The organism is Kocuria rosea (assembly GCF_023715525.1).
GTDB lineage: Bacteria > Actinomycetota > Actinomycetes > Actinomycetales > Micrococcaceae > Kocuria > Kocuria rosea_A.
In genome coordinates, this window is record NZ_JAMBOG010000003.1 from 210,348 (window position 1) to 232,074 (window position 21,727).

General features: G+C 71.1%; 26 protein-coding genes. 15 read left to right on the top strand and 11 right to left on the bottom strand.

Annotation, left to right across the window (positions count from 1 at the left end; all coding sequences use genetic code 11):
• Nucleotides 1-163: 163 nt before the first annotated feature.
• The 3 genes from M3185_RS03470 to M3185_RS03480 form a co-directional block, all read right to left on the bottom strand.
• Nucleotides 164-937: a hypothetical protein gene (locus M3185_RS03470; RefSeq protein WP_251332280.1), complete on the bottom strand. Its 774-nt coding sequence runs from the start codon at nucleotides 935-937 to the stop codon at nucleotides 164-166.
• Between the two features lie 129 nt (nucleotides 938-1,066).
• Nucleotides 1,067-1,789, bottom strand: coding sequence for a class F sortase (locus M3185_RS03475; RefSeq protein WP_251332281.1), 723 nt, complete (start codon nucleotides 1,787-1,789; stop codon nucleotides 1,067-1,069).
• Nucleotides 1,790-1,825: 36 nt separating this feature from the next.
• Nucleotides 1,826-2,272 (bottom strand): excalibur calcium-binding domain-containing protein, encoded by a 447-nt coding sequence (locus tag M3185_RS03480; RefSeq protein WP_251332282.1) that lies wholly within the window; start codon nucleotides 2,270-2,272, stop codon nucleotides 1,826-1,828.
• A 410-nt stretch (nucleotides 2,273-2,682) separates the two neighbouring features.
• Here M3185_RS03480 and M3185_RS03485 point away from each other — a divergent pair, with 410 nt between their 5' ends.
• Nucleotides 2,683-3,315 carry a hypothetical protein gene (locus M3185_RS03485; RefSeq protein ID WP_251332283.1) on the top strand — a complete coding sequence of 211 codons (633 nt, stop codon included), beginning with the start codon at nucleotides 2,683-2,685 and terminating at the stop codon, nucleotides 3,313-3,315.
• 105 nt (nucleotides 3,316-3,420) lie between these two features.
• Here the strand turns inward: M3185_RS03485 and cspE are convergent, their stop codons facing one another.
• Nucleotides 3,421-3,627: a transcription antiterminator/RNA stability regulator CspE gene (cspE, locus tag M3185_RS03490; RefSeq protein WP_251332284.1), complete on the bottom strand. Its 207-nt coding sequence runs from the start codon at nucleotides 3,625-3,627 to the stop codon at nucleotides 3,421-3,423.
• Between the two features lie 304 nt (nucleotides 3,628-3,931).
• Between cspE and M3185_RS03495 the strand changes: the two genes are divergently transcribed.
• A complete protein-coding gene (locus M3185_RS03495) occupies nucleotides 3,932-4,915 on the top strand; it encodes an aldo/keto reductase (protein WP_251332285.1) in 984 nt (327 codons plus the stop codon).
• Nucleotides 4,916-4,964: 49 nt separating this feature from the next.
• On the opposite strand, the gene M3185_RS03500 is transcribed toward M3185_RS03495, so the two are convergent.
• The 5 genes from M3185_RS03500 to M3185_RS03520 all read right to left on the bottom strand — a co-directional run bounded on the left by M3185_RS03500 (nucleotide 4,965) and on the right by M3185_RS03520 (nucleotide 9,646).
• A complete protein-coding gene (locus M3185_RS03500) occupies nucleotides 4,965-5,420 on the bottom strand; it encodes a class F sortase (RefSeq protein ID WP_251332286.1) in 456 nt (151 codons plus the stop codon).
• Nucleotides 5,421-5,714: 294 nt separating this feature from the next.
• The gene (locus M3185_RS03505; RefSeq protein WP_251332287.1) at nucleotides 5,715-6,338 is read right to left on the bottom strand and encodes an excalibur calcium-binding domain-containing protein; all 624 of its coding nucleotides are present in this window, start codon (nucleotides 6,336-6,338) and stop codon (nucleotides 5,715-5,717) included.
• 230 nt (nucleotides 6,339-6,568) lie between these two features.
• Nucleotides 6,569-7,492: an aminoglycoside phosphotransferase family protein gene (locus M3185_RS03510; protein ID WP_251332288.1), complete on the bottom strand. Its 924-nt coding sequence runs from the start codon at nucleotides 7,490-7,492 to the stop codon at nucleotides 6,569-6,571.
• Between the two features lie 83 nt (nucleotides 7,493-7,575).
• Nucleotides 7,576-9,276 carry a purine-cytosine permease family protein gene (locus tag M3185_RS03515; protein WP_251332289.1) on the bottom strand — a complete coding sequence of 567 codons (1,701 nt, stop codon included), beginning with the start codon at nucleotides 9,274-9,276 and terminating at the stop codon, nucleotides 7,576-7,578.
• Between the two features lie 154 nt (nucleotides 9,277-9,430).
• A complete protein-coding gene (locus M3185_RS03520) occupies nucleotides 9,431-9,646 on the bottom strand; it encodes a hypothetical protein (protein ID WP_251332290.1) in 216 nt (71 codons plus the stop codon).
• 221 nt (nucleotides 9,647-9,867) lie between these two features.
• On the opposite strand from M3185_RS03520, the gene M3185_RS03525 reads away from it, so the two are divergent.
• The 9 genes from M3185_RS03525 (at nucleotide 9,868) to M3185_RS03565 (ending at nucleotide 16,482) form a co-directional block, all read left to right on the top strand.
• Nucleotides 9,868-10,620 (top strand): 5-oxoprolinase subunit PxpA, encoded by a 753-nt coding sequence (locus M3185_RS03525; RefSeq protein WP_251332291.1) that lies wholly within the window; start codon nucleotides 9,868-9,870, stop codon nucleotides 10,618-10,620.
• Nucleotides 10,621-10,662: 42 nt separating this feature from the next.
• Nucleotides 10,663-10,902, top strand: coding sequence for an acetyl-CoA carboxylase (locus M3185_RS03530; RefSeq protein ID WP_251332292.1), 240 nt, complete (start codon nucleotides 10,663-10,665; stop codon nucleotides 10,900-10,902).
• Nucleotides 10,903-10,905: 3 nt separating this feature from the next.
• Nucleotides 10,906-12,270 (top strand): acetyl-CoA carboxylase biotin carboxylase subunit, encoded by a 1,365-nt coding sequence (locus M3185_RS03535; RefSeq protein ID WP_251332293.1) that lies wholly within the window; start codon nucleotides 10,906-10,908, stop codon nucleotides 12,268-12,270.
• The gene (locus M3185_RS03540) at nucleotides 12,267-13,187 is read left to right on the top strand and encodes a 5-oxoprolinase subunit B family protein (protein WP_251332294.1); all 921 of its coding nucleotides are present in this window, start codon (nucleotides 12,267-12,269) and stop codon (nucleotides 13,185-13,187) included. Before M3185_RS03535 ends, M3185_RS03540 begins: the two co-directional genes overlap by 4 nt.
• Entirely contained in the window at nucleotides 13,171-14,136 is a 966-nt protein-coding gene (locus M3185_RS03545; protein ID WP_251332295.1) for a 5-oxoprolinase subunit C family protein, read from the top strand. Before M3185_RS03540 ends, M3185_RS03545 begins: the two co-directional genes overlap by 17 nt.
• Before the next feature lie 354 nt (nucleotides 14,137-14,490).
• Nucleotides 14,491-14,988 (top strand): hypothetical protein, encoded by a 498-nt coding sequence (locus M3185_RS03550; RefSeq protein ID WP_251332296.1) that lies wholly within the window; start codon nucleotides 14,491-14,493, stop codon nucleotides 14,986-14,988.
• Between the two features lie 61 nt (nucleotides 14,989-15,049).
• Nucleotides 15,050-15,391 (top strand): histone-like nucleoid-structuring protein Lsr2, encoded by a 342-nt coding sequence (locus M3185_RS03555; protein ID WP_251332311.1) that lies wholly within the window; start codon nucleotides 15,050-15,052, stop codon nucleotides 15,389-15,391.
• Nucleotides 15,392-15,770: 379 nt separating this feature from the next.
• Nucleotides 15,771-15,977 carry a hypothetical protein gene (locus M3185_RS03560; RefSeq protein WP_251332297.1) on the top strand — a complete coding sequence of 69 codons (207 nt, stop codon included), beginning with the start codon at nucleotides 15,771-15,773 and terminating at the stop codon, nucleotides 15,975-15,977.
• Between the two features lie 289 nt (nucleotides 15,978-16,266).
• Nucleotides 16,267-16,482 carry a hypothetical protein gene (locus M3185_RS03565; RefSeq protein WP_251332298.1) on the top strand — a complete coding sequence of 72 codons (216 nt, stop codon included), beginning with the start codon at nucleotides 16,267-16,269 and terminating at the stop codon, nucleotides 16,480-16,482.
• A 274-nt stretch (nucleotides 16,483-16,756) separates the two neighbouring features.
• Here M3185_RS03565 and M3185_RS03570 read toward each other — a convergent pair whose 3' ends face one another.
• Complete coding sequence (locus M3185_RS03570) at nucleotides 16,757-16,993, bottom strand: hypothetical protein (protein ID WP_251332299.1); 237 nt, start codon at nucleotides 16,991-16,993, stop codon at nucleotides 16,757-16,759.
• Nucleotides 16,994-17,492: 499 nt separating this feature from the next.
• On the opposite strand from M3185_RS03570, the gene M3185_RS03575 reads away from it, so the two are divergent.
• Nucleotides 17,493-17,915 (top strand): hypothetical protein, encoded by a 423-nt coding sequence (locus tag M3185_RS03575; RefSeq protein ID WP_251332300.1) that lies wholly within the window; start codon nucleotides 17,493-17,495, stop codon nucleotides 17,913-17,915.
• 75 nt (nucleotides 17,916-17,990) lie between these two features.
• Nucleotides 17,991-18,830 (top strand): hypothetical protein, encoded by an 840-nt coding sequence (locus M3185_RS03580; RefSeq protein ID WP_251332301.1) that lies wholly within the window; start codon nucleotides 17,991-17,993, stop codon nucleotides 18,828-18,830.
• Between the two features lie 331 nt (nucleotides 18,831-19,161).
• Here the strand turns inward: M3185_RS03580 and M3185_RS03585 are convergent, their stop codons facing one another.
• Nucleotides 19,162-19,803, bottom strand: coding sequence for a low temperature requirement protein A (locus M3185_RS03585; protein ID WP_251332302.1), 642 nt, complete (start codon nucleotides 19,801-19,803; stop codon nucleotides 19,162-19,164).
• 151 nt (nucleotides 19,804-19,954) lie between these two features.
• On the opposite strand from M3185_RS03585, the gene M3185_RS03590 reads away from it, so the two are divergent.
• Together M3185_RS03590 and M3185_RS03595 are read left to right on the top strand one after the other, a co-directional pair.
• Nucleotides 19,955-20,425 carry a MarR family winged helix-turn-helix transcriptional regulator gene (locus M3185_RS03590; RefSeq protein ID WP_251332303.1) on the top strand — a complete coding sequence of 157 codons (471 nt, stop codon included), beginning with the start codon at nucleotides 19,955-19,957 and terminating at the stop codon, nucleotides 20,423-20,425.
• Between the two features lie 354 nt (nucleotides 20,426-20,779).
• On the top strand, nucleotides 20,780-21,604 hold the full coding sequence (locus M3185_RS03595) for an alpha/beta fold hydrolase (protein WP_251332304.1): 825 nt from the start codon (nucleotides 20,780-20,782) through the stop codon (nucleotides 21,602-21,604).
• The last annotated feature ends 123 nt before the right edge of the window (nucleotides 21,605-21,727 follow it).

The following is a 21,727-nucleotide window of genomic DNA, read 5'->3' on the forward strand; positions in this document are numbered from 1 at the left end:
GCACCGGTGCGGCCGGGGACGTGGTGCCGGGAGCCGCCGCGGTGCCGTCGCCGGGCCCGGCGGCGCAGCCCGTGGCGAGGAGGGCGGCGGCCGCCGCGCAGGTCATCCGGCCTGCGCGGCGGCCGGAGCGGGATCCCGTCATGGCAGGAACCGTGCCGTGGGATCAGGCCCGGGCGGCGCGACGGCGCAGCGCCCAGGCGCCACCGGCCACGGCGGCCAGCAGACCGCCGCCGAGGGCCACGGCCTCCGTGGTGGAGCCGGTCTCCTGGGCCACGCCGGTGTCGGCCCCGCCCTCGGGCATGGCCCCCATCTGGGTGGAGGTCAGGGTGCCGCAGGCGGCGGGCAGGGTCGCGGCCGCGGGCAGCGCCGGGTCCAGGTCGGACATCTTCTCGGCCGCGGCGGCGGGCATCCTGGCCGGGTCCACGCCGTGGACGACGATCACCGCGGTGCCGGCCTTGAGGGCCTCGCTGGTGGCCGCGTCGAGCTCGAAGGTCCGCTCGTAGGAGTACGCGCTGCCGCCGGGGAAGCGCTCCACGGCCAGCCCGGAGTCGGGGCTGGTGTCGCCCTCGGTGGTCAGCGAGGTGCCGATCATGCCGTAGGAGGGGTGGCCCTCGGTGGTGTTGACCACCCCGTCGCCGTCGGTGTCGGCCTCGGGGCCCGGGCAGGTGCCCTGGCCGTGGATGTGGATGTGCTGGGCGTGCGGGAAGGGCCCGTCCATGAAGGTCTCGGCCGCGCCGGTGACGTCCACCGTGACGGTGGCCTGGGTGCCGTGCACCTCGACCATGGCCTGGCCGGTGGTGCCGGAGTCGTTCAGGGTGTTCAGGGTGGCCTGGGTCGACCACATGTCGGACTCGTGGGCCATGGCCGGGGCGGCCTGCAGCGCCAGGGCGCCCAGGGCCAGGGTGGGAACGGCGAGCAGACGCATCTTCGTGTTCATCAGGGGCCTCTTCCGTAGTGCCGGTGGTGCACGTCGACGACGTGCGTATCCCCTGTTCGGCACCATGGGGGCGGTGGACGGGTCGGATTCCGAAGTTTTTCGCGCGGGGTTCCACCGGCAGGCGGAGGTTCAGGCGACGAGCCTGGCGTAGACCACGTAGTTGTCGTCGAACAGGCCCGTCGCCGGGTCGTAGCCGTCGCACGTGATCAGGCGCAGCTCCGCGCCCGCCGTGTTGCCGTAGACGGCCTGCGTGGGGAAGGCGTCCTTCGGGTACTGCTCCCCCCGCTCGACGGCGAAGACCGCCGTCGAGCCGTCCTCCCGGGCCACCTCGATCCGGTCCCCGGGAGCCAGCGAGCGCAGGCCGGCGAAGACCCCGGGCCCGCCGTCGGTGGCGTTGACGTGGCCGAGCAGCACCGCCGGCCCGCGCTCGCCCGGGGTGGGCGAGCCGGTGTACCAGGAGGCCGGGGCGCCGGGAAAGGTCGGGGGCACCTCCAGGGAGCCGTCGGCGCGCAGGCCGAGGCTCAGCAGCACGGATTCGGTGCCGGTGGCGGGAATGCGCACGGACACGGGCGCGGCGGCGGCCAGGACGGGCAGCCGGGCGTGCGGCGTCGAGGGGGGCGCGGGAGCCGGCGGCGCGGGAGCCGGCCCGGGAGGTGCGGCGGTCGAGGACGCCGGTGCCGGGGACGCGGAGGTCCGGAACGGGGCGGGCGAGGGCGGCGCGGCCGTGGTCGCGACCGGCTCCGCCGAGGCCGCGGTCGGGGCAGGGTCGGTGCCGGCGCAGCCGGTCAGCAGGAGCACGACCGCCGCAGAGGCCAGGAGGCCCCTGCGGCGGTCACCGGTCGGGGTCAGCACGGCGGGGAACCTGTCCGGTCGGCCCGGGCGGGGCGACTACGCCGGGGCGCCGCGGCGGCGGACCGCCACGGCCGCGCCCGCGGCGAGCAGCAGGCCGCCGACGGCGGCGGGACCGCTCAGGTCCGAGGAGCTCTCCACGGCCGCGCCGGTGTCGGCGCCGCCGAGGGGCACCTCCCCCATCTGGGAGTACGGGCCCGCGCCGGGCACCCAGTCGTAGATGTGGTGCTGGTACACCCCGGGGCTGATCTCGACGGGGATGCGCGTGGGGTCGAAGGGGAAGTCCGCGCTCTCGCAGACGATGCCGTCGGCGTCGTCGTCGAGGTGGGCGCCGTAGCTGGGCGAGTCGGCGGGGATGTTGTGGACGCCGTACGCGGCGGCCTGGGAGCAGTCGGTGAAGGCGAAGGCCGCCGTGGCCGGGGTCGCCGACAGGGCGCACAGCCCCACCCCCGCCGCCAGTGCCACGTCCGCTGCGCTGCTGTTCATGGAGTCCCCCCGCGATCTCTCGGAATGAGCGTTTGCAGGCGCATCGTAAAGCGTTGGCGACTGCAATGTCAGTAGCCGGATCGTGACCTCGAGGTGCGGGTCCGTGTCGAGGGAGCACTTCCCGCGCAGAACCGGGCCACCGCGGCCCGACGGGGCACGTCCGAACGCGGCGGACCGGTCCGTGCGTCCCGATGTGACGGACCCCAGCAGGCCGCCATAACGATCGGGGGTCGCTCCCGCCCACGCCAGGACCCCGCGCCGGACCCGGTGGGACACTGGCCGCGGAGCCGCGGGAATGCTCATCCGCCCCTCCCACCCACTCCACCGCCGCGGGACACGGGTCCGCGCGTCCCCTTCCGGGACCGCCACGGGGCGTGGTCCCCGGCGACCAGCCGGGAAGGACTTCCGCCATGCACACCACCCAGCGCATCCTGGGCGCCGCCGCCGTCGCGCTCGTCGCCGTCGCCGGGCCCGCCGCCTCCGGCGCGGTCGCCCAGGAGGACTGGCCGCCGCCCTCGACCCACGGCCGGTTCGTGCCGGTCCCGGCCGACGCCGCCGCAGCACAGACCTCCGCCGTCTGCGACGACGAGGTGACGCTCGCCCCCGGCGACGTCAGCGAGCTGGAGTCCCGCGTCCTCGTGACCGAGGAGGGCGAGACTGTCATCGAGACCCGCGGACGGGCCACGGCCGACATCACCCGGGCCTCCGACGGCGCCACGCTCGACGAGTTCGGCGCGTTCGTGCACGTCTTCGAGACGTACTCCGCCGACGGCACAACGGTGACGTTCGACGCCCGAGGAACGGGCATCGTGCTGCCCTTCGACGACGTGGAGGCCGCCGCGTTAGCCGAGGCCGGCCTGCCCGAGGCGTTCGTCTTCCTCACCGGAACCTTCGAGGAGACGGTCACCTTCGAGTCCCCCCTCGGCCAGAGCGAGGAGATCCCCCCGGTGGTGTCGGCGGAGATGACCGGGACCCCCACGCAGTACGTCTTCGACCTGTGCGACCTCCTGGACCAGGCGGCCGCCGGGCAGCAGTCCTCCTGACCCACCGGAAACAGGAATCGCCACCCGGCCGGCGGCCGGGTGGCGATTCCTGGTCGACGTCGCGGCTGATCAGATCAGCACGGCGCCGGAGGCGTCAGAGCGACATCACGCAATCACGGTGATGTTCGCGGCCTGGGGGCCCTTGGGGCCGTCCTGGGTCTCGAACTCGACGCGGTCGTTCTCGTTGAGGGCGCGGAACCCGCCGGAGTTGATGGCCGAGAAGTGCGCGAACACGTCCTTGGAGCCGTCCTCGGGGGTGATGAAGCCGAAGCCCTTGTCAGCGTTGAACCATTTGACGATGCCAGTAGTCATGTTGGACCTGTCCTTCTGAAAAGCGGAGCGTCCCCGGATCTCGGGGTGCTCGGGCGTTGCGATGCCTGCCAAAACGTCTTCTCAGAAAAACTGCTGCGCCCGGACCGGGCGAACTGCTTGAAATGCAAAAACGAAACTTCAACAACTGCTGACGACTGTACACGGGGCCGCCGGAAAGCACAGTGACGGGGAACACCCCCGCACCGGTGCGTCCCCGGGACGTCGTCCCGGGAACGCACTATCGTCGTGCCCAGGGCATGCCGCCCGACGACCTCTCCACCGATCGCGGAACGGGAACTCGAACATGGAACAACGCACGCTGGGCAGAACCGGACGGACCGTCTCCACCGTGGGGCTGGGCACCTGGCAGCTGGGCGCCGACTGGGGCGACGTCGACCCGGCGGAGGCCACCGCGGTCCTGCAGGCGGCCGTGGAGTCCGGGGTGACGTTCTTCGACACCGCCGACGTCTACGGCGACGGGCGCAGCGAGCAGACCATCGGCGCGTTCCTGCGGGACCACCCGGAGCTGGACATCACGGTGGCCACGAAGATGGGCCGCCGCGTCGAGCAGGTCCCCGAGAACTACACGCTGGCGAACTTCCGGCAGTGGGTGGACCGCTCCCGGAAGAACCTGGGCACCGACACCCTGGACCTGGTCCAGCTGCACTGCCCGCCGACACCGGTCTACAGCGACGACGAGGTCTACGACGCGCTGGACACCCTCGTCGAGGAGGGCGCCGTCCGCAGCTACGGCGTCAGCGTGGAGCGCACCGACGAGGCGCTCGCGGCCATCGCCCGCGGCAGCACCGCCACCGTCCAGATCATCCTCAACGCCTTCCGGCTCAAGCCGCTGGACGCGGTGCTGCCGGCGGCCCGGGACGCCGGGGTCGGGATCATCGCCCGCGTGCCGCTGGCCTCGGGACTGCTGTCCGGGAAGTACTCCAAGGACACCCGGTTCCCCGAGAACGACCACCGCAACTACAACCGCTCAGGCGAGGCCTTCGACGTCGGCGAGACGTTCTCCGGCGTGGACTTCGAGCAGGGGCTCGAGGCCGTCCGGGAGTTCTCCGGACTGCTCCCGGAAGGGGTGACCACCGTCCAGGCGGCGATCGCCTGGATCATCGCCCAGGATGGGGTCAGCACGGTCATCCCGGGCGCCCGCAACGTCGAGCAGGCCCGCGCCAACGCCTCCGCCGCGGACACCGGGGACCTGGGGCGGCAGCTGGACGACGGGGTCCGCCGGATCTACGACAAGTACTTCCGGGAGAGCGTCCACCCCCGCTGGTGAGCCGCCCGGCGGGGCGGGCACGGCGGCGACGCCGTCCGTGCCCGCCCGCTCAGCCGACGAGCTTCGCGTAGACCACGTAGTTGTCGTCGAACAGCCCGGTGGCCGGGTCGTAGCCGTCGCACGTGATCAGGCGCAGCTCCGCGCCCGCCGTGTTGCCGTAGACCGACAGCGTCGGGAAGGCGTCCTTGGCGTACTGCTCGCCGCGGTCCACGGCGAACACCGCCGTGGTGCCGTCCTCACGGGTCACCTCGACGGTGTCCCCGGCCCGCAGCTCGCGCAGCCTCGCGAACACGCCCGGGCCGCCGTCGGTGGCGTTGACGTGCCCGAGCAGGACGGCCGGGCCCCGCTCCCCGGGGGTCGGAGAGCCGGTGTACCAGGAGGCCGGGGCCCCGGGATCGCCCGGCGGCACCTCGAGCGAACCGTTCTCCCGCAGGCCGAGCCGGAGCAGCTCGGACTCGGCGCCGACGGAGGGGATGCGGACGGACACCGGCTCGGACTCCGCCATGACCGCCGGCTGCCCGGCGGACGTGGGAGCGGCGGACGGCGACCGGCTGGGCCTCGGCGTCCCCGCGGGGGTCGGGGTCGCCGACGAGGTCGGCGAGGCCGTAGCCGACGCCGAGGGCGTGGCGGACGCGGTCGTGGCCGGACCGGAGGACGCCTCGGACTGCACGGTGGCGGTGCCGGAGCACCCGGTCAGCAGCAGGAGCGCGACCGCCGCAGAGGCCAGGCGGCCTCTGCGGCGGTCGGCGGATGAACTTCTCACGGGGAGAAATCTATCCGTTCGATCCGGGGAACGGGACTACGCCCGGGCGGCGCGACGACGCACCACGACCGCCGCACCGGCAGCCGCGGCCAGGGCCAGACCGCCGCCAGCGGCGAGGCCGCCCGCGGTGGAGGACTCCTCCACAGCCACACCGGTGTCGGCGCCGCCGACCGGGACCTGCCCCATCTGGTCGTACTGGCCGGTGTTCCACTCCGCGGGCACCCAGTCGATGATCTCGTGGAACGAGATGCCGTCGTCGGTGCCGTCGGCGTCGCAGCCGAAGCCGTCGCGGTCCGCGTCCAGGTGCAGGCCGTAGGCCGGGTCGCCGACGGGGATGTTGACGCGCCCGGCGGCGCGGGCCTCGGTGCAGTTGTCGAAGACGGCGTCATCGGACTGACCAGGCGCGACCGGAGCCACCGGGGCGACATAGCCGGGCACGCGAGTGGCGTCGAAGGCGATGTCACCCTCGCACGCGACCCCGTCGCCTCCACGGTCCAGATCGGGGCTGTAGGCGGGGGAGGTCACCGGGATGTTGTAGAGACCCGCGTTGTTGGCCTCGGTGCAGTTCTGGAACATCTGCGCGGCCGAGGCCGGAGCCATCGACAGGCCGGTGAACCCGGCGGCGGCCAGCACGGCCATTCCTGCTGCCATCTTCTTCATGGTGTATCCCCTTCGCATGTGCGGATCAGTTGCAAATGCATCATAAGAAGTGCATCCACTGTTTGGGGGACAACCGGCGCGAGCCCCCGGCCCGGCCGCGAAAAAGCCCGGTATTCCGGGGCGGAAGCGTCCCGTCCCGGAGCCTCTCCAGGCGCGGGAGGATCACGGATCAGACCCACGGGAGTTCCGGTATCCCCCGGGTGAGGGACCTCACGTCACCCCGGCAGCGCTCACGGCTCCAGCCCACCGACGGCATCGAGCTGTGCGGCGGCGTGCTCCACCACCGGCCCGAACTGCCGCGCGGAGGCCTGATCCGCGGCGAGGACGCCCACCAGCAGCGCCGCCCAGGCGGCGGCGCGGGCCCACACGGCGTCGTCGTACGTCCCGGTGGCGTCGACGACGGCGCGGAACGCCGCGCGCTGCGGGCCGTCGAGGGTCAGCCAGGCGGTGGCGAGGTCGGAGGCGGGGTCTCCCCCGCAGACGTCCCCGAAGTCCACGACGCCCGCCAGCCGCCCTTGCCGCTGCACGAGGTTCCACGGGTGCGGGTCGCCGTGCAGCCACACCGGCGGCCTTCCCCACGGCTCGGCGCGCAGCCCTCGCTCCACGACGGCCCGCAGCTGCCCGGTCCGCTCCGTCCCGATCCGCTGCGCGACCGCCGGCCACCGGGGACCCACCGAGGCGATCCGGTCGGCGAGCGGGACGCCGCGGTAGGGGTTCCGCGGGGCGGCGGCCGGCGCGGGACGGTGCAGGGCGGTCAGGGCCCCCGCCAGGTCGCCGGCGATCCGGCCGCGCTCCGCCACGGGCAGGGTGGCGACGGCCTCGCCCTCGATCCAGGGCGTGACCAGCCAGGGCCACGGGTAGCCGGCGCCGGGCCGGCCGCCGAACACCGGCCGGGGGGCGGCGATGCCCAGGGCGTCCAGCGGCGCGCTGACCTCGGCCGTCCACCGCATCTCGTGGAGGAGGCACGGCACGGACGCGCGGCGCACCGGCAGGCGCACGGCGTGGGACGGCCCGAGCCGGAACATGGCGTTGTCCCACCCCTGTGCAGCCGGTTCCAGGCGTGCCTCGGCGAGCGCCCGCAGGGATGAGGGCAGCTGGTCCCGCAGCAGGCGGCGCACCTGCGCCGTCGTGGGCCGGAGCTCTGGAGAGGGCACGGCGTCAGCGTACGGCGCCGGCCCCCGCCCTGCGTCACGGCGGGGCGGGGGCCGCGCCGGTGCTCGCGCACCGGCTCCGGCGGTCAGCGCTGCGCCGGCAGCACGTACCGCCCGGTCCGGTCCGTGGCCAGTGCCAGGGAGGAGATGTACTGCTTCTCCCCGTTCGGGCCCGGCTCGGCCGAGAGGAGCATGTCGGGGCGCTCGAACTCGAGGCCGCTGACGTGGCACAGCAGCCTGGCGTCGGAGGGGTTGCCGTCGGCGTCGAACATGGGCAGGTCGATGCCGTCGTCGGTGCGCCGCAGGTAGTAGCGGCCGCGGGTGGCCACGGCCAGCAGGGGCGGGCAGAGCAGGGCGATGCCGACGGCGAACATCGGGGAGTACGGCTGCACGCCAGCCCCGAAGGCGCCGAAGAACACGGCGATCGAGATCCCGGCGGAGAGCAGCATCGAGACGAAGCCCACGGGGTTGACGGCGTAGAGCATGCCGCGGCGGAACTCGGGGACCTTCGGAGAGAGCTTGAGCAGGTACTTGTTGAGCACGATGTCGGCCGCGACGGTCACGACCCAGGCCATGGCGCAGTTGGCGTAGAAGCCCAGGATCGCGTTGAGGAAGTCGAACATGTTCGCCTCCATCAGCACCAGGGCGATGGCCAGGTTGACGAGCACGAAGACCAGCCGGCCGGGGTAGTGCCGGGTGAGGCGGGTGAAGCTGTTGGTCCAGGCCAGGGAGCCGGAGTAGGCGTTGGTGACGTTGATCTTGATCTGGGAGATCACCACGAGCACCACCGCCAGGGACAGGGCGAGCCAGGTGGGCATCATCTCCTCGTAGACGCCCAGGAACTGGTGCACCGGCTGGTTGGCGGTCGCGGAGGCGGCCGGGTCCAGCTTGGCCAGCAGGTAGACGGTGATGAACAGGCCGATGGCCTGCTTAAGCGCGCCGAAGACCACCCAGCCCGGACCGGCCAGGACCACGGCGGTCCACCAGGAGCGGCTGTTGGCGGCGGTCTTGGGCGGCATGAAGCGCAGGTAGTCGATCTGCTCGGCGATCTGGGCCATCAGGGACAGGCACACGCCGGCCGCGAGCATGACCGCGGCCAGGCTGACCTGCCCGTCCCCGCCCTGGCCCTGGTAGGCGAAGAAGTTCGTGACGGACTCCGGGTTGGCCAGCACCAGGTACACCAGGGGCACGACCATGAGCAGCAGCCACAGCGGGGTGGTCCACACCTGCAGCTTGGCCAGGGTGTTCATCCCGTAGATCACCAGCGGGATCACCATCAGCGTGGAGACGGCGTAGCCGACGGGCAGCGGGATGCCCAGTCCCAGCTCCAGGCCCTGGGCCATGATCGAGCCCTCGAGGGCGAAGAAGATGAAGGTGAAGGTCGCGAAGATGATGTTCGTGACCACCGACCCGTAGTAGCCGAAGCCGGAGCCGCGGGTGATCAGGTCCAGGTCGATGTTGTACCGGGCCGCGTAGTAGGCCAGCGGCAGGCCGGTGGTGAAGATGATGACGGCGGCCACGAGGATGCCCAGCAGCGCGTTGGTGGTGCCGTGGGCCATGCCGATGTTGGCGCCGATGGAGAAGTCGGCCAGGTACGCGATGCCGCCCAGCGCGCTGGTGGCCACCACCCCCGGGCCCCACTTGCGGTAGGAGCGCGGGGCGAACCGCAGCGTGTAGTCCTCCAGGGACTCCTTGGTGGCCTGGGAGACGTCCCGGTCCGGGGCGGCCGGGACGGAGGAGCCCGCGGTGGCGGGGGCGGTGGGTGGAGGCAGGAGCTTTTCGGACATGGCGGCTTCTTTCGGTGGGCGGGGTTCGGTGACGAACCTAGGAGGGCCGTGATGCCGCCCGGTGTCGGCACTGTTTCGCGCCCGTAAAGCCGTGGGCGGCGGCCGTGCACCTCCCGCCCCGCCGGCACGTGTGACGTCCTGCGGGTGGAGGCGCTCAGGCGGGCCGGGCCTCGGGCAGGCGGCGCAGGCGGTAGTCGTCCAGCGGGATGAGCTTCTTCGTCCCGGTGCCGGACTCCACGATCCACAGCACCCGCAGGTGGGGCGCCACCTCCGCCACGGTCCCGACGTGCCGGACGCGCCTGCCGTCCCACGCCTCGACCCGGTCCCCGGGCCGCGCCCGCGCCGTTCCGCAGATCCACCGGCTGCTCATGATCCACCCCCTGCTCCCCGCCGCACCGCGCGGCGCTCCCAGGATGCCCGCCGGATGTGCCCACCACGTTTCCGGGCGGTGGAGATCTTGTGTCCTCATGGACCCGACCCTCGCGGGGCGCCCTGGACCGGCTTCGTTCCACGCACGTAACGGACCGGCTTTTACGCCCCGGGGGGCGCCGTACCCGTTTCCGTGGCCGCGCCGCGTTCCTACCCTTGAGCATGGTCACCTCACCGAGCCGACCCACCGTCAACTCCGACATGGGCGAGGGCATCGGCCTGCACCGCTTCGGCAACGACCCGGAGCTGCTCCAGATCGTGGACCTCGCCAACGTCGCGTGCGGCTTCCACGCCGGGGACCCGGACATCATGTCGGCCACCGTCGCCGCCGCCGTGGGCCACGACGTGCGGATCGGGGCCCACCCGTCCCTGCCCGACCAGTGGGGCTTCGGCCGCCGGGCCATGGTCCTCACCGCGGAGGAGGTCGAGTCCCTGGTCCGCTACCAGGTCGGCGCGCTCACCGGCTTCCTCCTCCAGCACGGCGCCGAGCTGCACCACATCAAGCCCCACGGCTCGCTCTACGGCATGGTCGCCCGCGACGCCGCCCTCATGGAGTCCGTCGCCGCCGTCGCCGCCGACTACGGGGTGGCCGTGCTCGGCATGGCCGGCACCGCCCACGAGGCCGTGTGCGCCGAGCGCGGGGTGCCCTTCGTCGCCGAGCTCTACGTGGACCTGGACTACAACGCCGAGGGCGGGCTGATCATCCAGCGCACCCCGCATGCCACGGACCCGCAGGCCGCGGCCGAGCGGGTCACCCGGGCCCTCACCACCGGGGCCGTCGCCGCCGAGGACGGCACGCCGCTGCCGATGCGCTTCGACTCCGTGTGCGTGCACTCCGACGCCCTCGGCGCCCCGGCCGTCGCCCGCGCCGTCCGCGAGGCGATCGACGCCCACCTGGCAGCCGCCACCCGCTGACCCACGATCCCCGTCTGCCCGTTCCGCTCGAAAGGACACACCATGGCCGAGATCCAGTCCCCGCTGCCGGGCGTCTTCTACCGCAAGCCCGGCCCCGACAAGGACCCGTACGTCCAGGAGGGCGACCGCGTGGAGGCCGGCCAGGTCATCGGCATGGTCGAGATCATGAAGCAGTTCACCGAGGTCCACTCCGACGCCGCCGGCACCCTGGAGCGCTTCGTCATCGAGGACTCGGCGATGGTGAACCCCGGGGACACCATCGCCGTCGTCGCCGAGGGCTGAGCCGTGGCGATCTCCTCGCTGCTCGTCGCCAACCGCGGCGAGATCGCGGTGCGCATCCTGCGCTCCGCCCAGGACCTGGGCCTGCGCACCGTGCTGGCCGTCAGCGAGATCGACCGGCAGTCGATGGCGGCCGAGCTCGCCGACGAGGTCGCCGTCGTCGGCCCCGCCCCCGCCCAGGCGTCCTACCTCAACGCCGAGGCCATCGTGGCCGCCGGCACCAAGGCCGGCTGCGACGCCGTCCACCCCGGCTACGGGTTCCTCTCCGAGAACGCGGCGTTCGCCCGCCGCGTCCAGGACGCCGGCATGACCTGGGTGGGCCCCGACCCCGACGTCATCGACCTCATGGGCCACAAGACCCGCGCTCTGGAGGCCGCCGTCGCCGCGGACGTCCCCGTCCTCCCCGGCTCCAACGGGCCCCTCACCGGCGACGACGACGCCGTGCTCGCCCTGGCCCGGCAGGTCGGCTACCCGCTCGTCATCAAGGCCTCGGCCGGCGGCGGCGGGCGCGGCATCCGCCTGGTCCGGGCGGAGGAGGACCTGCTCAAGACCGTGGACGTCGCCAAGGCCGAGGCCTCCGCGAGCTTCGGGGACCCAACGGTCTACCTCGAGCGCTTCGTCGAGCGCGCCCGGCACGTGGAGGTCCAGGTGCTCGGCGACGGGCGGACGTTCCTGCACCTGGGCGACCGCGACTGCTCCCTGCAGCGGCGCTCGCAGAAGATCGTCGAGGAGGCCCCGGCCCCGGACCTGCCCGACGCCGTGCGCGAGCGCGTCCGCGCCTCGGCCGTGAACCTCGCCCGGCTGGCGAAGTACAAGGGTGTGGGCACGGTCGAGTACCTCTACGACCCCGTCCGGCACGAGGCGGCGTTCATCGAGATGAACACCCGCCTGCAGGTCGAGCACCCGGTGACCGAGTTCGTCACCGGCGTGGACCTCGTGGCCGAGCAGCTGCGCATCGCCTCGACCGGGCGCACGGAGCTGCGCCAGGAGGACATCCGCTTCGACGGCCACGCCATCGAGTGCCGGATCAACGCCGAGGACCCCGAGCGCAACTTCCTGCCCAGCCCCGGCACGCTCACCCGCCTGGACTGGCCGCAGGGCGGGGACTACCGCGTGGACACCGGCGTGCGCTCCGGGGACACCGTCGCCCCGTTCTACGACTCCCTGCTGGCGAAGCTCATCGTCCACGGCCACGACCGGCAGGAGGCCGTGCGGCGGATGAGCGAGGGGCTGGCCGCCACGCACATCGAGGGAATCAGGACCACGGTGCCGCTGCTGGCGCGGCTCGTGACGGACCCGCGGTTCGCGGCCGTGGAGCACTGGACCACCTACATCGAGACCGAGATGCTGAGCACGGGGGGCGCACGATGACCGGACAGGCGACCGAGACCTTCTACCTGCCCACCGCCCGGTACACCTGGGGCGGGGACGAGTTCCTGTTCGTGGAGTTTGACGAGGCCATGAACCTCACGGCCAACTACCTCGCCACGACGGTCGCCCACGGACTCGAGCAGCTGGCCCTGGACGGCGTCGTCGACGTCTGCCCCGCCAACGCGTCCCTGCTGGTGCGCTTCGACCCCGACGTCCTCGACGCCGGGGACCTCAAGCGCCGCACCCAGGAGCTCGAGGCGCAGGCCCGCACCTCCACGCGGCACACGGTGGAGACCCGGATCCTCGAGATCCCGGTGTGGTACCAGGACCCGTTCACCGCCGAGGTCTCCCAGCGCTTCCGCGAGGGCTACCACCAGGAGCCGGGCGGGTCCGACCTCGACTACGCCGCGAAGGTCAACGGCCTCGAGGACGCCGCGGAGTTCGTCCGCCGCCACCACGAATCCCCGTGGATCGCGTCCATGGTCGGGTTCGTGGCCGGGCTGCCGTTCCTCTACCAGCTCGTCCCACGGGAGCGGCAGCTGCAGGTGCCCAAGTACCTCAGCCCCCGCACGGACACTCCCCCGCTGACCGTGGGCCACGGCGGGTGCTTCGGGTGCATCTACTCGGTGCGCGGGGCCGGGGGGTACCAGATGTTCGGGGTCGCGGCCGCGCCGATCTACGACCCCGAGCAGCTGCTGCCCGACTTCAAGGACTTCCTGATCCTCTTCCGCCCCGGGGACCTCGTGAAGTTCCGGCCCGTCGAGGAGGCCGAGTACCGCGCCATCCAGGAGCAGGTCGAGGCCGGCACCTGGCGGTACAGGCAGGCGCCCGTGACCCTCGACCTCGACGCCGCGCTCGAGAACCCCGACGCCTACAACCGATCCCTGCTGGAGGCCCTCGATGGCGCTGACAATTGAGCAGCCCGGGCTGCTGACCACCGTCCAGGACCTCGGGCGGCGCGGGTACTACAACGTGGGCATCCCGCAGGGCGGGTCCATGGACCAGGAGTCGGCGCAGGCGGCCAACAAGCTGGTGGGCAACACCGCGGCCGAGGCCGTGCTGGAGTGCACCTACATGGGGCCCGCCTTCACGGTGGACGCGCCGACGACGATCGCCGTCACCGGCGCCGCCGTGCCCGTGCTGGTCAACGGCCAGGAGCAGGCGCCCTGGACGCGGATCGAGCTCGCCGAGGGGGACTCGGTGAAGTTCGGGGTGCTCAAGGGCGGCGCCCGGTTCTACCTGGCCGTGCGCGGCGGCATCGACGTGCCCGAGGTGCTCGGCTCCCGCTCCACCTACGCCATCGGGCGGCTCGGCGGGATGGGCGGGCGGAAGCTGGAGGCCGGCGACGTCGTGCCCGTGGGCGCCGCGACGGGGCTGCTGCCGTCGATCGAGGAGATCCCCGAGTCCTCCCGGCCCGCCCTGGGCGGGACCCAGGAGCTGCGGATGGTGTGGGGCCTCTACGACCACCTGCTCACCGACGAGGGCCGGCGCCGGCTGGTCGAGGAGGAGTGGAAACTCACCCCCGTGGCCGACCGCATGGGCCTGCGCTACCAGGGTCCCGGCGTGGAGTGGATCGAGCGCGAGCAGCCCTTCGGGGCGGGCCAGGACCCGTCCAACATCGTCGACGCCGGCTACGCCGTGGGCTCCATCCAGATCCCCGGCGGCACCCAGCCGATCGTGCTGCACCGGGACGCGGTCTCCGGGGGCGGCTACGCCATGGTGGGCACCGTGATCTCCGCGGACATGGACCTGCTGGCGCGGGCGACGCCGGGGACGGCGACGCGGTTCCGGGCGGTGTCGATGGATGAGGCGCTGGAGGCGCGGAGGGAGCGGGCGGAGCGCATCGAGGAAATGTGGGCGCTCTGAATATTTCGTGAGGGGACGTGATGGAGGGGCGGTGCCACCAGGCACCGCCCCTCCATCACGTCGGGTTTACTGCCTCACCCACACTTCCCGTTCTGCACCGACATCATCCTCGACCACCGGCAAGAGACGTCTCGTAACTGTCGATGAATACGGGCGCTTCACTTGGGGCTGAGTCACATAGTTACAAGGCATTCCGACCTCACCTTTTATGCGCCGCACGGCGCAGCAGCGAGACGTCTTGCAACCCTAGCCTTCCAAGACACACCGCTGCACGAGCACGGTAAGTGTCCAGGCATACAATGCAATGAATACGATGCATACAGTGCTCTGCATTCAGTAGCTACGGGAAGAATCATGGGCTTCGAGGTCTTCGACAAGAGAATGACCCCGCTGGCGAAGGCGCCCAGCGTCACCATCCAGAAGCGCGGGGTGATCTCGCTGAACAAGGCCGCCCACGACCTCGTGGACAACGCGCAGACTGTGGAGCTGCTCTACGACTGCGATCGACGCGTGATGGCCCTGCGTGCCGCCGATGACTCTTCCCCACACGCCTATGCGGTGCGCAACGGCTCCCGGCGGGGGCCCGGGCAGGCCATCATCTCGGCCACTGCTTTCACGCAGCACTACGGGATCGACACCACTGCCACGAGGCGATGGAAGCCGTTCGTGGAGGACGGCATGCTCTGCGTGGACCTCACCGATGAGGGCACCGTCATCACCGGCAACCGCACCAAGACCACGGCACCGATCCAGGACGCTGAGACGGCAGAGGGGGCAGAGGCGGCGGAGGACATCGACGCCGTCGCCGTCCAGGAGGACCCGGTTGGCGATGACACCACCGTCGACTCCTGACTACCCGTACGACAACACCGCCCTGTTCTACGACCCGTTCACCCGAAAGGATGCCTCACCCATGGCGCAGAAAGTCGAAGTGCACCTCGAGGACGACCTCGACGGCGGCCCCGCCGACCACACCCTCACCTTCGCCCTGGACGGGCGTGACTACGAGATCGACCTCTCCGAGGCCAATGCCGAGAAGCTGCGCGAGGCGCTGCGCCCCTTCGTGGCCGCCGGCCGTAAGACCACCCACACCGGAACCCGTTCCACCCTCTCCCGCAGCACCGGGGCCCGATCCTCGAGCATCGACCCCGACACCGCCAAGATCCGGGCCTGGGCCAAGGAGAACAGCCACCCGATCTCCGACCGCGGCCGCATCCACCAGTCCGTCAAGGACGCCTACTACGCCGCCCACTGACCCCTCCCGGGTGAGACGGGCCGGCGATGCTGGGGTCGTCACTGCACCGCGGGGCAACGCCCCGGCACAGTGCGGGCCTATCGGCTGCCCGAGCGAGCACAAGCGCTGTGGCCGCACGCATCCAGGGCCCCCGCGCAGCCTGGCGCCAGTGCAAGCTCGAGAAGGAGAAGCACCAGAACCGCCGCCACGATCAAGATCCTCCGCCACGACACCATGGGCGCCCCTGTCCTTATCCTGTGGCCTCGCATGTTATCCCCCGTCAGAGCGGTATTAACCCACGGATCCTAGAGACGCGGCGACCGCGGAGACGGCCGGTCGTCATGGATCGAGCACCTGGCACCACTGCCGGGGGCGCGATGGGCTCCCCTATGCTCTGCGGGTGGGGATCAACATGGGGATGTTGGGCTTTGGGGTGCTGTCACTTCTTGTTTCGATCGCGCTGCCAACGGTGAGCACCTGGCGTCGCCGGCGGAAGCGCCGCAAAGGCAGGGCCGTGTCCTTGGATGCGGATCACTCCCTCGCCGTCGGATCCCTGGTGCTGGCAGTGGTAGGGATCCTCGCCGTCATTGGGTCAGGCTTCCGCTGAGGAGCACCCGCCGCTGGGCACCGGCCCAGAAGCCCACGATCGCGACCTCCTCGGCGCTGCCTGTCCTGTACCGAGAACCACCCGGACGCAGGCGCTTCCTCATGCCACGCTGCCGCGCCAAAGCACCGACCGGAGACGCCAACTGGTGAGGATGGTCCACTAAACGCACCCGGTGTGCCTCTGCTCGCGTGCGGGGCTACCGTCAACGGGTAGAGGGGTGGTGAAGCAGCCCGCCGCCCCTCTTCACCGCGCAGGCCCCTGCCGGGCCTCGACGCTGAAGGAGCCCCCCATGCTCGACGCTCTCGCCGCCCAGCAAGCCCGCCTGCTGCACCACACCCTGGTGGGGGCCGGGATCTCGGTGCCCCAGCTGTGGTGGCGCTACTTCAGCCTGGGCGGCAACGCCCGCCAACTGGAAGTCGAGGCCTACGTCCATCAGGCCCTGCACCTGCCCCGCCTCGATCGCCTGCTGCTCGACCAAGCCGCTGAGGAACTCCTCACCGACTGACCCCTGACGACACCGGGGGACAGCCCTTCGACCAAAGCCGCATCGGTTCCTGGCCGGTGGCATAGGGCCCTTGGCTTCCCAGCCCGCTCATCGGCTGCTGCCCCGCCTCCGGGGGAACGGGCCACGGCCCGCGCGGCCACGAGCCCCCACCCGTGCAGGGTCGATGACCACCGGCGGCCTACTACACCGTTGCCGGTCAGCCCTGAGCGACCGCACCCGGGGGCCACGGCGGTGAGGCCTTCGCCATGGCCTTGGGCTATCACCTACCCAGGGTTCAGTGCTCGGGGTTTTCTTCTGTGGTGGGGAAGTCCCAGGTGTAGGGAATTCCGGTCTGGGGCAGCACCTGATTGGCGATCTGGACCAGACAGTAGCGGTGGCGGGCATGCAGGTGCAGGGCGCCGTGCAGGAACGCCTCCACCTCCACCCGGCCGACCCCACCACCGTTGTGAGCGTAGGCCCGCCACAGGGCGTGGACGGTCCACCCGGCACGGGCCAGCGCGGTGCGCAGCATGCGTGCCTGAGCCCGGGCGATCGTCCACGCCCCACCTCCGAGGATCCGCACTAGTCAGCCCACGTACCGCGGACAGGGCAGCAAGCAGGCCATAGCCCCGGGCCGGGGCTGGTGCACTCCTCCGGTGCAGCCATCATTGTCCGCCCCACCCACCGGGCCCGGGAAACCTCGGGGATCTCCTCAGCACCCCGGCGACCCGCACCCGCCCCAGGCACAGGGCGGTGCCCAGAGCGCTGACACCTGGCCCTACCGGAGGAACAGGGCGGCTGGGGTGCCCGAGGCGTCGAGTCCCGGGGAGCTGACGGGGCAGAGGGCGCGCAGGAGACGCCTCGCCACCCAGCACGTGAGCGGCGGCCCGGTCGTCACACTGCTCCGCGTGCTTCGACAGTGTCGGGTGCTGCGTCTACCCTGGGGCATCATTGCCGGGTGTTTCGCGGACCCGGCAGTGCGGTCCAGCCACCGGCCGCCACGTCTTTCCGCGTGTGCACAGGAAGAGGGCATGACCACTCCTGATCCCGGGGCCCTGGCCGTCGAGCTGCGCCCCCACGGCCCCACCCACTGGATCGCCACCTACTACCCCCTGGTGGACACCCCCGCCGGCCGCTGGGCCGACGTCACCTGGACTCTGCACCAGCACCTGATCCCCACCCCCAAGGAAGCCCCTGCCTCGGCGCGATGGCTGGATCTGCGCAGCCCCGACCCCGGCCACCCCGGCTACGCCGCACACCAGGTCTGGGCCACCCAGCTGGCCGCCGGCTACGCCACGGCCCTGGCCGTCCACCGTGCCGAGGTCCCCGAGGAACCCCTCTCCCACGATGAGGCACAGCAGCTGCGAGCCGGTACGGTCGTGGTCCCGGCCGGACAGCTCTCGGAGTGGGTGCTCGACGACCTCGAGGTAGGGACCCCGGGCCTTTACGGGTAACCTCGCGGGCACCGCGCAGGTAGAGCAGCCCGGCCACCGGCCTCACCCCCGGCGGTGGCACACTACAGTGACGCCATGACACAGCAGCTGTACGAGGACATGTCCCAGGTCCAGGCCGCTGATGCCCTGGACGAGTTCCTCGCCGAACGCTCCCCCGCGCTGGAGCAGCTGCGCACCGCGGTGGCCGCCCACGGTCTGGACCCCGACGTGCTGCTCGAGGGCACCCCCGAGTCGGTGGGCCCGGTGTGGGAGTGGGTCACCGGCCGCGCCGGCGAGCTCGGCGTCGATCCCCGGTCGCTGGAGGAGGATCCGACCCGCCGCTCCTGGCCCAGCTGGGCCCGCCACGGCATGCTGGTGGACCCCCACCCCCCGGCCCAGACCCTGACGCTGGTGGACGGGTTCACCTCCTACCTCGCCCGCATCATCACCACCGCGGTCCCCGGAGCGCAGTGGCGCGTCGGGGAGCACCGCCTCGATGACTACCCCATGCTCAACTACCCCGTGCTCGCCGCCGCCGGCCACCAGGTCTTCCTGCCCGCGATCCCGCTCTACAGCGCCTACCAGTCCGCCCACGGCCGCGACCCGATGAGCGGGACCGAGATGGACGCCCACACCCGGCGCACCATCGCCGCGCTGCGCGGGGAGAATCCCGTGGCCGATGCGGTGGAGGATCCGCTGGTGACGGTGGTCGCCGAGGTGGGGTGCTTCGACCTCGGGCTGCGCGCCGACCTCGCCGCCGACCACCCCGAGCTGGTGGAGCAGATGATCACCGAGCTCACCGACCGCGACGGGGTCGCCTCGGTCCACCGCTACGGGCCCGACGCGCTGGTGGTTGACGCCCCGGACTGGAACGAGACCCGCCTGAAGCTCTGGTCGACGCTGTGGCTGCAACGCCACCTCCACACCGACGACTGAGCACAACGCACTCCGCCCCATCACGGATCGCCATCCCCCTGCGCAGCACCGCCCCGAGATGACCTCACGACAAGTACCGGCTGTCGGGGAATGTCTCACGACCTATTCGCTTCATGACCCTGGACTGGCGACTCGCTGCCCCTTTGAGCACCCGTTAGCTCATGTAGCCAGTAGAGCGGTTGCCGCGGTTGCTTGGCCGCCTAACCGGGGCGTGGATCTTGTACAGCACTAACGGAAGGGCAAAATCCTCATGGCCTCGAGCTTCGCCTGTTGAGCGTTTCTTCTCCGCAGGCGGATAGGGAAGGAGACCTTGTACGGGGTGGCGTGCAGCTCAGCGGGAGGTGCGGATCGCGGTGCGGTGCTGCGCATAGCGCAGGCTCTCGAGTGCGACGAGAGCGGAGACGATCACGGCGATAAGTGCGAGGGCGGCCAGCGGCGCCAGGGGTGCCGCAACGGGTATGAGGGCCAGCAGCAGCGCGGCGGCACCAAGACGCCAGGTCTTCCACTCGCCCCCGACACGATGCCAGAAGGCCGTGTTGCCCAGCAGGTACAGCGCTGTTCCGCCGAAGAGGGCGCAGGCACCCAAAGCGCCGAAGCCCTGTGATTCCTCCACGTGGGCCAGGACGTCTTCGACCCCCAGTGCGGACAGGACGATGCCGGCCACCAGGGGCAGGTGCAGGTAGGTGTAGGCCTCCACGGCGGCGGAGGCTCGGGCCGGTCCCCGCAGTGCGGCGAAGCGGTGCTCGGCGGCGATCGCGGTGACGTCGAAGTAGAGCCACCACAGGCCCAGGGACAGCACGATGCCGGCTGCGGCTCCCAGGAGAATGGGAACGCTCACCGGCTCCTGGGAGGCGCCCACGCCGATGGCGACGATGGACTCGCCCAGGGCGAGGATGATGATCAACCCGTAGCGCTCGGTCCAGTGCGCGGCCGAGTGCACCCGCCAGTCGCCGCGCCGGGAGGTTCCACGCAAGAGATGTGCACCTCCGAGTCTTGTTCGCGCATGGAAGGTGCCGCCATAGGGACCTACTAGTCCCGGCGCGAGCCGGTCGAGCGACAGAAAGTCTTCTTCGACAACTTCTTCCCGAGTCCGTAGGGTGCTTCTTCTAACGAAGGGCACCGCCATGGCAGACTCCAGCACCGCCATCTTGCAGGATGAGGATCCCGTGACGTTGTGGGGCCATGTCATCGAGGGCTTCCAGTGCACCCACAAGAACCTGCACCACCGGGTTACCGCCACCTTCTCGCTGGATCCGGCCGAGGCCGAGGCCCTGTTGCGTCTGAGCAGCAGTTCCGAACAGCGCATGCCCATGGCTGAACTTGCCCGCCAGGTGGCGTTCAGCACCGGCGGGGCGACCAAGGTCGCCGACCGACTGGTCAAGCGCCATCTCGCCCGGCGCGTCCCCTGCGCGACCGATCGGCGCGTTGTTTACCTCGAGCTCACCACCGAAGGCCAGGCCACGTCCCGCGCCCTGCGCGAGCTCGTCGGCAATGTTGTGAGTGCCACGTTCGTCGACGTCCTGGGCCCCGAGAAAGCGGCCTTGGTGGCCGATGCCATGGCTCACCTCGCCGTGGCCAACCGGAGGCCGACCTGAGCGCTCTGGGCGCCCCTTGCACAGGGATCTGCCATGCTCGCCTGCCATGTGAGAAGTCCCCTCTTCCGGTCAGGGGGCATCACGATATGCCGGGGTCTTGGAAAGAGATGCCAGCCCGGTTCCAGCAGCGGCGACGGCGCCCTTGTGAACAGCGGGTTACTTTCCCGTCCGTGTTGTTGTCTTCCTCGGAAGATGCTGTGACACTGAGCTCCGTGATCGGTGCTTGCATCGACCATGGCACCGGGGTGGTGCCCAGAGCTTCTCGTGTACGGAACGGCCGCCGGCATCTTTCTGGCCTCGACCTTCGGAGCTGCCCCGGATCGCTGGAGCGCAGAAATCCCGAGGAGAACATCGATGGCTTATGTCACCACCGCTGACGGCACCCAGATCTTCTACAAGGACTGGGGGGAGGGCAAGCCCGTGGTGCTCAGCCACGGCTGGCCACTGAACGCCGACAGCTGGGAGGCGCAAATGCTGTTCCTAGCCTCCAACGGGTGCCGGGTGATCGCCCACGACCGTCGCGGGCACGGCCGATCCTCCCAGGCATGGACCGGCAACGACATGGACACCTACGCCGATGATCTCGCCGCTGTTATTGAAGCCCTCGACCTGCGCGACATCACCCTTGTCGGCTTTTCCACCGGCGGTGGGGAAGTCACCCGCTACCTCACCCGGCACGGAGCCGACCGGGTGGCGAAACTCGCCCTGGTCTCGGCGGTCACCCCCTTCATGCTCCAGACCGCCGACAACCCCGACGGTGTTCCGCAGGAGGTCTTCGACGGGCTAAGGGAAGGCTCCCTTGCCGATCGTGGGCAGCTGTATCGGGACTTCGCCGATGGCCCGTTCTTCGGCAACAACCGTCCCGGTCAGGACGTCTCCCAGGGCATCCGTGATGCGTTCTGGTTCCAGGGCATGCAGGCCGGCCACCGCAACACCTACGAATCCATCGCGGCCTTTTCCGCCACGGATTTCCGTCCCGACCTGGACGCGATCGAGCTCCCCGTTCTGGTGGTGCACGGCGACGACGACCAGGTCGTCCCGTTTGAGGTAGGTGGCAAGGCCGCCGCCTCCCGGCTCCAGAACGCGACATTGAAGGTCTACTCCGGAGCCCCCCACGGGCTCGGTGACACCCACAAGGAACAGCTCAACACTGACCTGCTCGCCTTCATCAATACCTAGTGCCGTGTCAGGCAGCTTTTGCGATGTGGATGGTGGCGGCTTTGTCGAGAACTTCGACCAGGCGGTGGTCGTGGGCGTGGCGGTTACGCCAGGCGATGTAGCGGCGGATCATCGAGGCCTGCT

Excerpts from the sequence above, each read along its gene's own strand:
- M3185_RS03470 (WP_251332280.1), bottom strand. The coding sequence starts at position 937 with ATGAACACGAAGATGCGTCTGCTCGCCGTTCCCACCCTGGCCCTGGGC.
- M3185_RS03480 (WP_251332282.1), bottom strand. The coding sequence starts at position 2,272 with ATGAACAGCAGCGCAGCGGACGTGGCACTGGCGGCGGGGGTGGGGCTG.
- M3185_RS03485 (WP_251332283.1), top strand. The coding sequence starts at position 2,683 with ATGCACACCACCCAGCGCATCCTGGGCGCCGCCGCCGTCGCGCTCGTC.
- cspE (WP_251332284.1), bottom strand. The coding sequence starts at position 3,627 with ATGACTACTGGCATCGTCAAATGGTTCAACGCTGACAAGGGCTTCGGC.
- M3185_RS03495 (WP_251332285.1), top strand. The coding sequence starts at position 3,932 with ATGGAACAACGCACGCTGGGCAGAACCGGACGGACCGTCTCCACCGTG.
- M3185_RS03500 (WP_251332286.1), bottom strand. The coding sequence starts at position 5,420 with ATGGCGGAGTCCGAGCCGGTGTCCGTCCGCATCCCCTCCGTCGGCGCC.
- M3185_RS03505 (WP_251332287.1), bottom strand. The coding sequence starts at position 6,338 with ATGAAGAAGATGGCAGCAGGAATGGCCGTGCTGGCCGCCGCCGGGTTC.
- M3185_RS03515 (WP_251332289.1), bottom strand. The coding sequence starts at position 9,276 with ATGTCCGAAAAGCTCCTGCCTCCACCCACCGCCCCCGCCACCGCGGGC.
- M3185_RS03520 (WP_251332290.1), bottom strand. The coding sequence starts at position 9,646 with ATGAGCAGCCGGTGGATCTGCGGAACGGCGCGGGCGCGGCCCGGGGAC.
- M3185_RS03525 (WP_251332291.1), top strand. The coding sequence starts at position 9,868 with ATGGTCACCTCACCGAGCCGACCCACCGTCAACTCCGACATGGGCGAG.
- M3185_RS03530 (WP_251332292.1), top strand. The coding sequence starts at position 10,663 with ATGGCCGAGATCCAGTCCCCGCTGCCGGGCGTCTTCTACCGCAAGCCC.
- M3185_RS03540 (WP_251332294.1), top strand. The coding sequence starts at position 12,267 with ATGACCGGACAGGCGACCGAGACCTTCTACCTGCCCACCGCCCGGTAC.
- M3185_RS03545 (WP_251332295.1), top strand. The coding sequence starts at position 13,171 with ATGGCGCTGACAATTGAGCAGCCCGGGCTGCTGACCACCGTCCAGGAC.
- M3185_RS03550 (WP_251332296.1), top strand. The coding sequence starts at position 14,491 with ATGGGCTTCGAGGTCTTCGACAAGAGAATGACCCCGCTGGCGAAGGCG.
- M3185_RS03555 (WP_251332311.1), top strand. The coding sequence starts at position 15,050 with ATGGCGCAGAAAGTCGAAGTGCACCTCGAGGACGACCTCGACGGCGGC.
- M3185_RS03565 (WP_251332298.1), top strand. The coding sequence starts at position 16,267 with ATGCTCGACGCTCTCGCCGCCCAGCAAGCCCGCCTGCTGCACCACACC.
- M3185_RS03570 (WP_251332299.1), bottom strand. The coding sequence starts at position 16,993 with ATGCTGCGCACCGCGCTGGCCCGTGCCGGGTGGACCGTCCACGCCCTG.
- M3185_RS03575 (WP_251332300.1), top strand. The coding sequence starts at position 17,493 with ATGACCACTCCTGATCCCGGGGCCCTGGCCGTCGAGCTGCGCCCCCAC.
- M3185_RS03580 (WP_251332301.1), top strand. The coding sequence starts at position 17,991 with ATGACACAGCAGCTGTACGAGGACATGTCCCAGGTCCAGGCCGCTGAT.
- M3185_RS03590 (WP_251332303.1), top strand. The coding sequence starts at position 19,955 with ATGGCAGACTCCAGCACCGCCATCTTGCAGGATGAGGATCCCGTGACG.
- M3185_RS03595 (WP_251332304.1), top strand. The coding sequence starts at position 20,780 with ATGGCTTATGTCACCACCGCTGACGGCACCCAGATCTTCTACAAGGAC.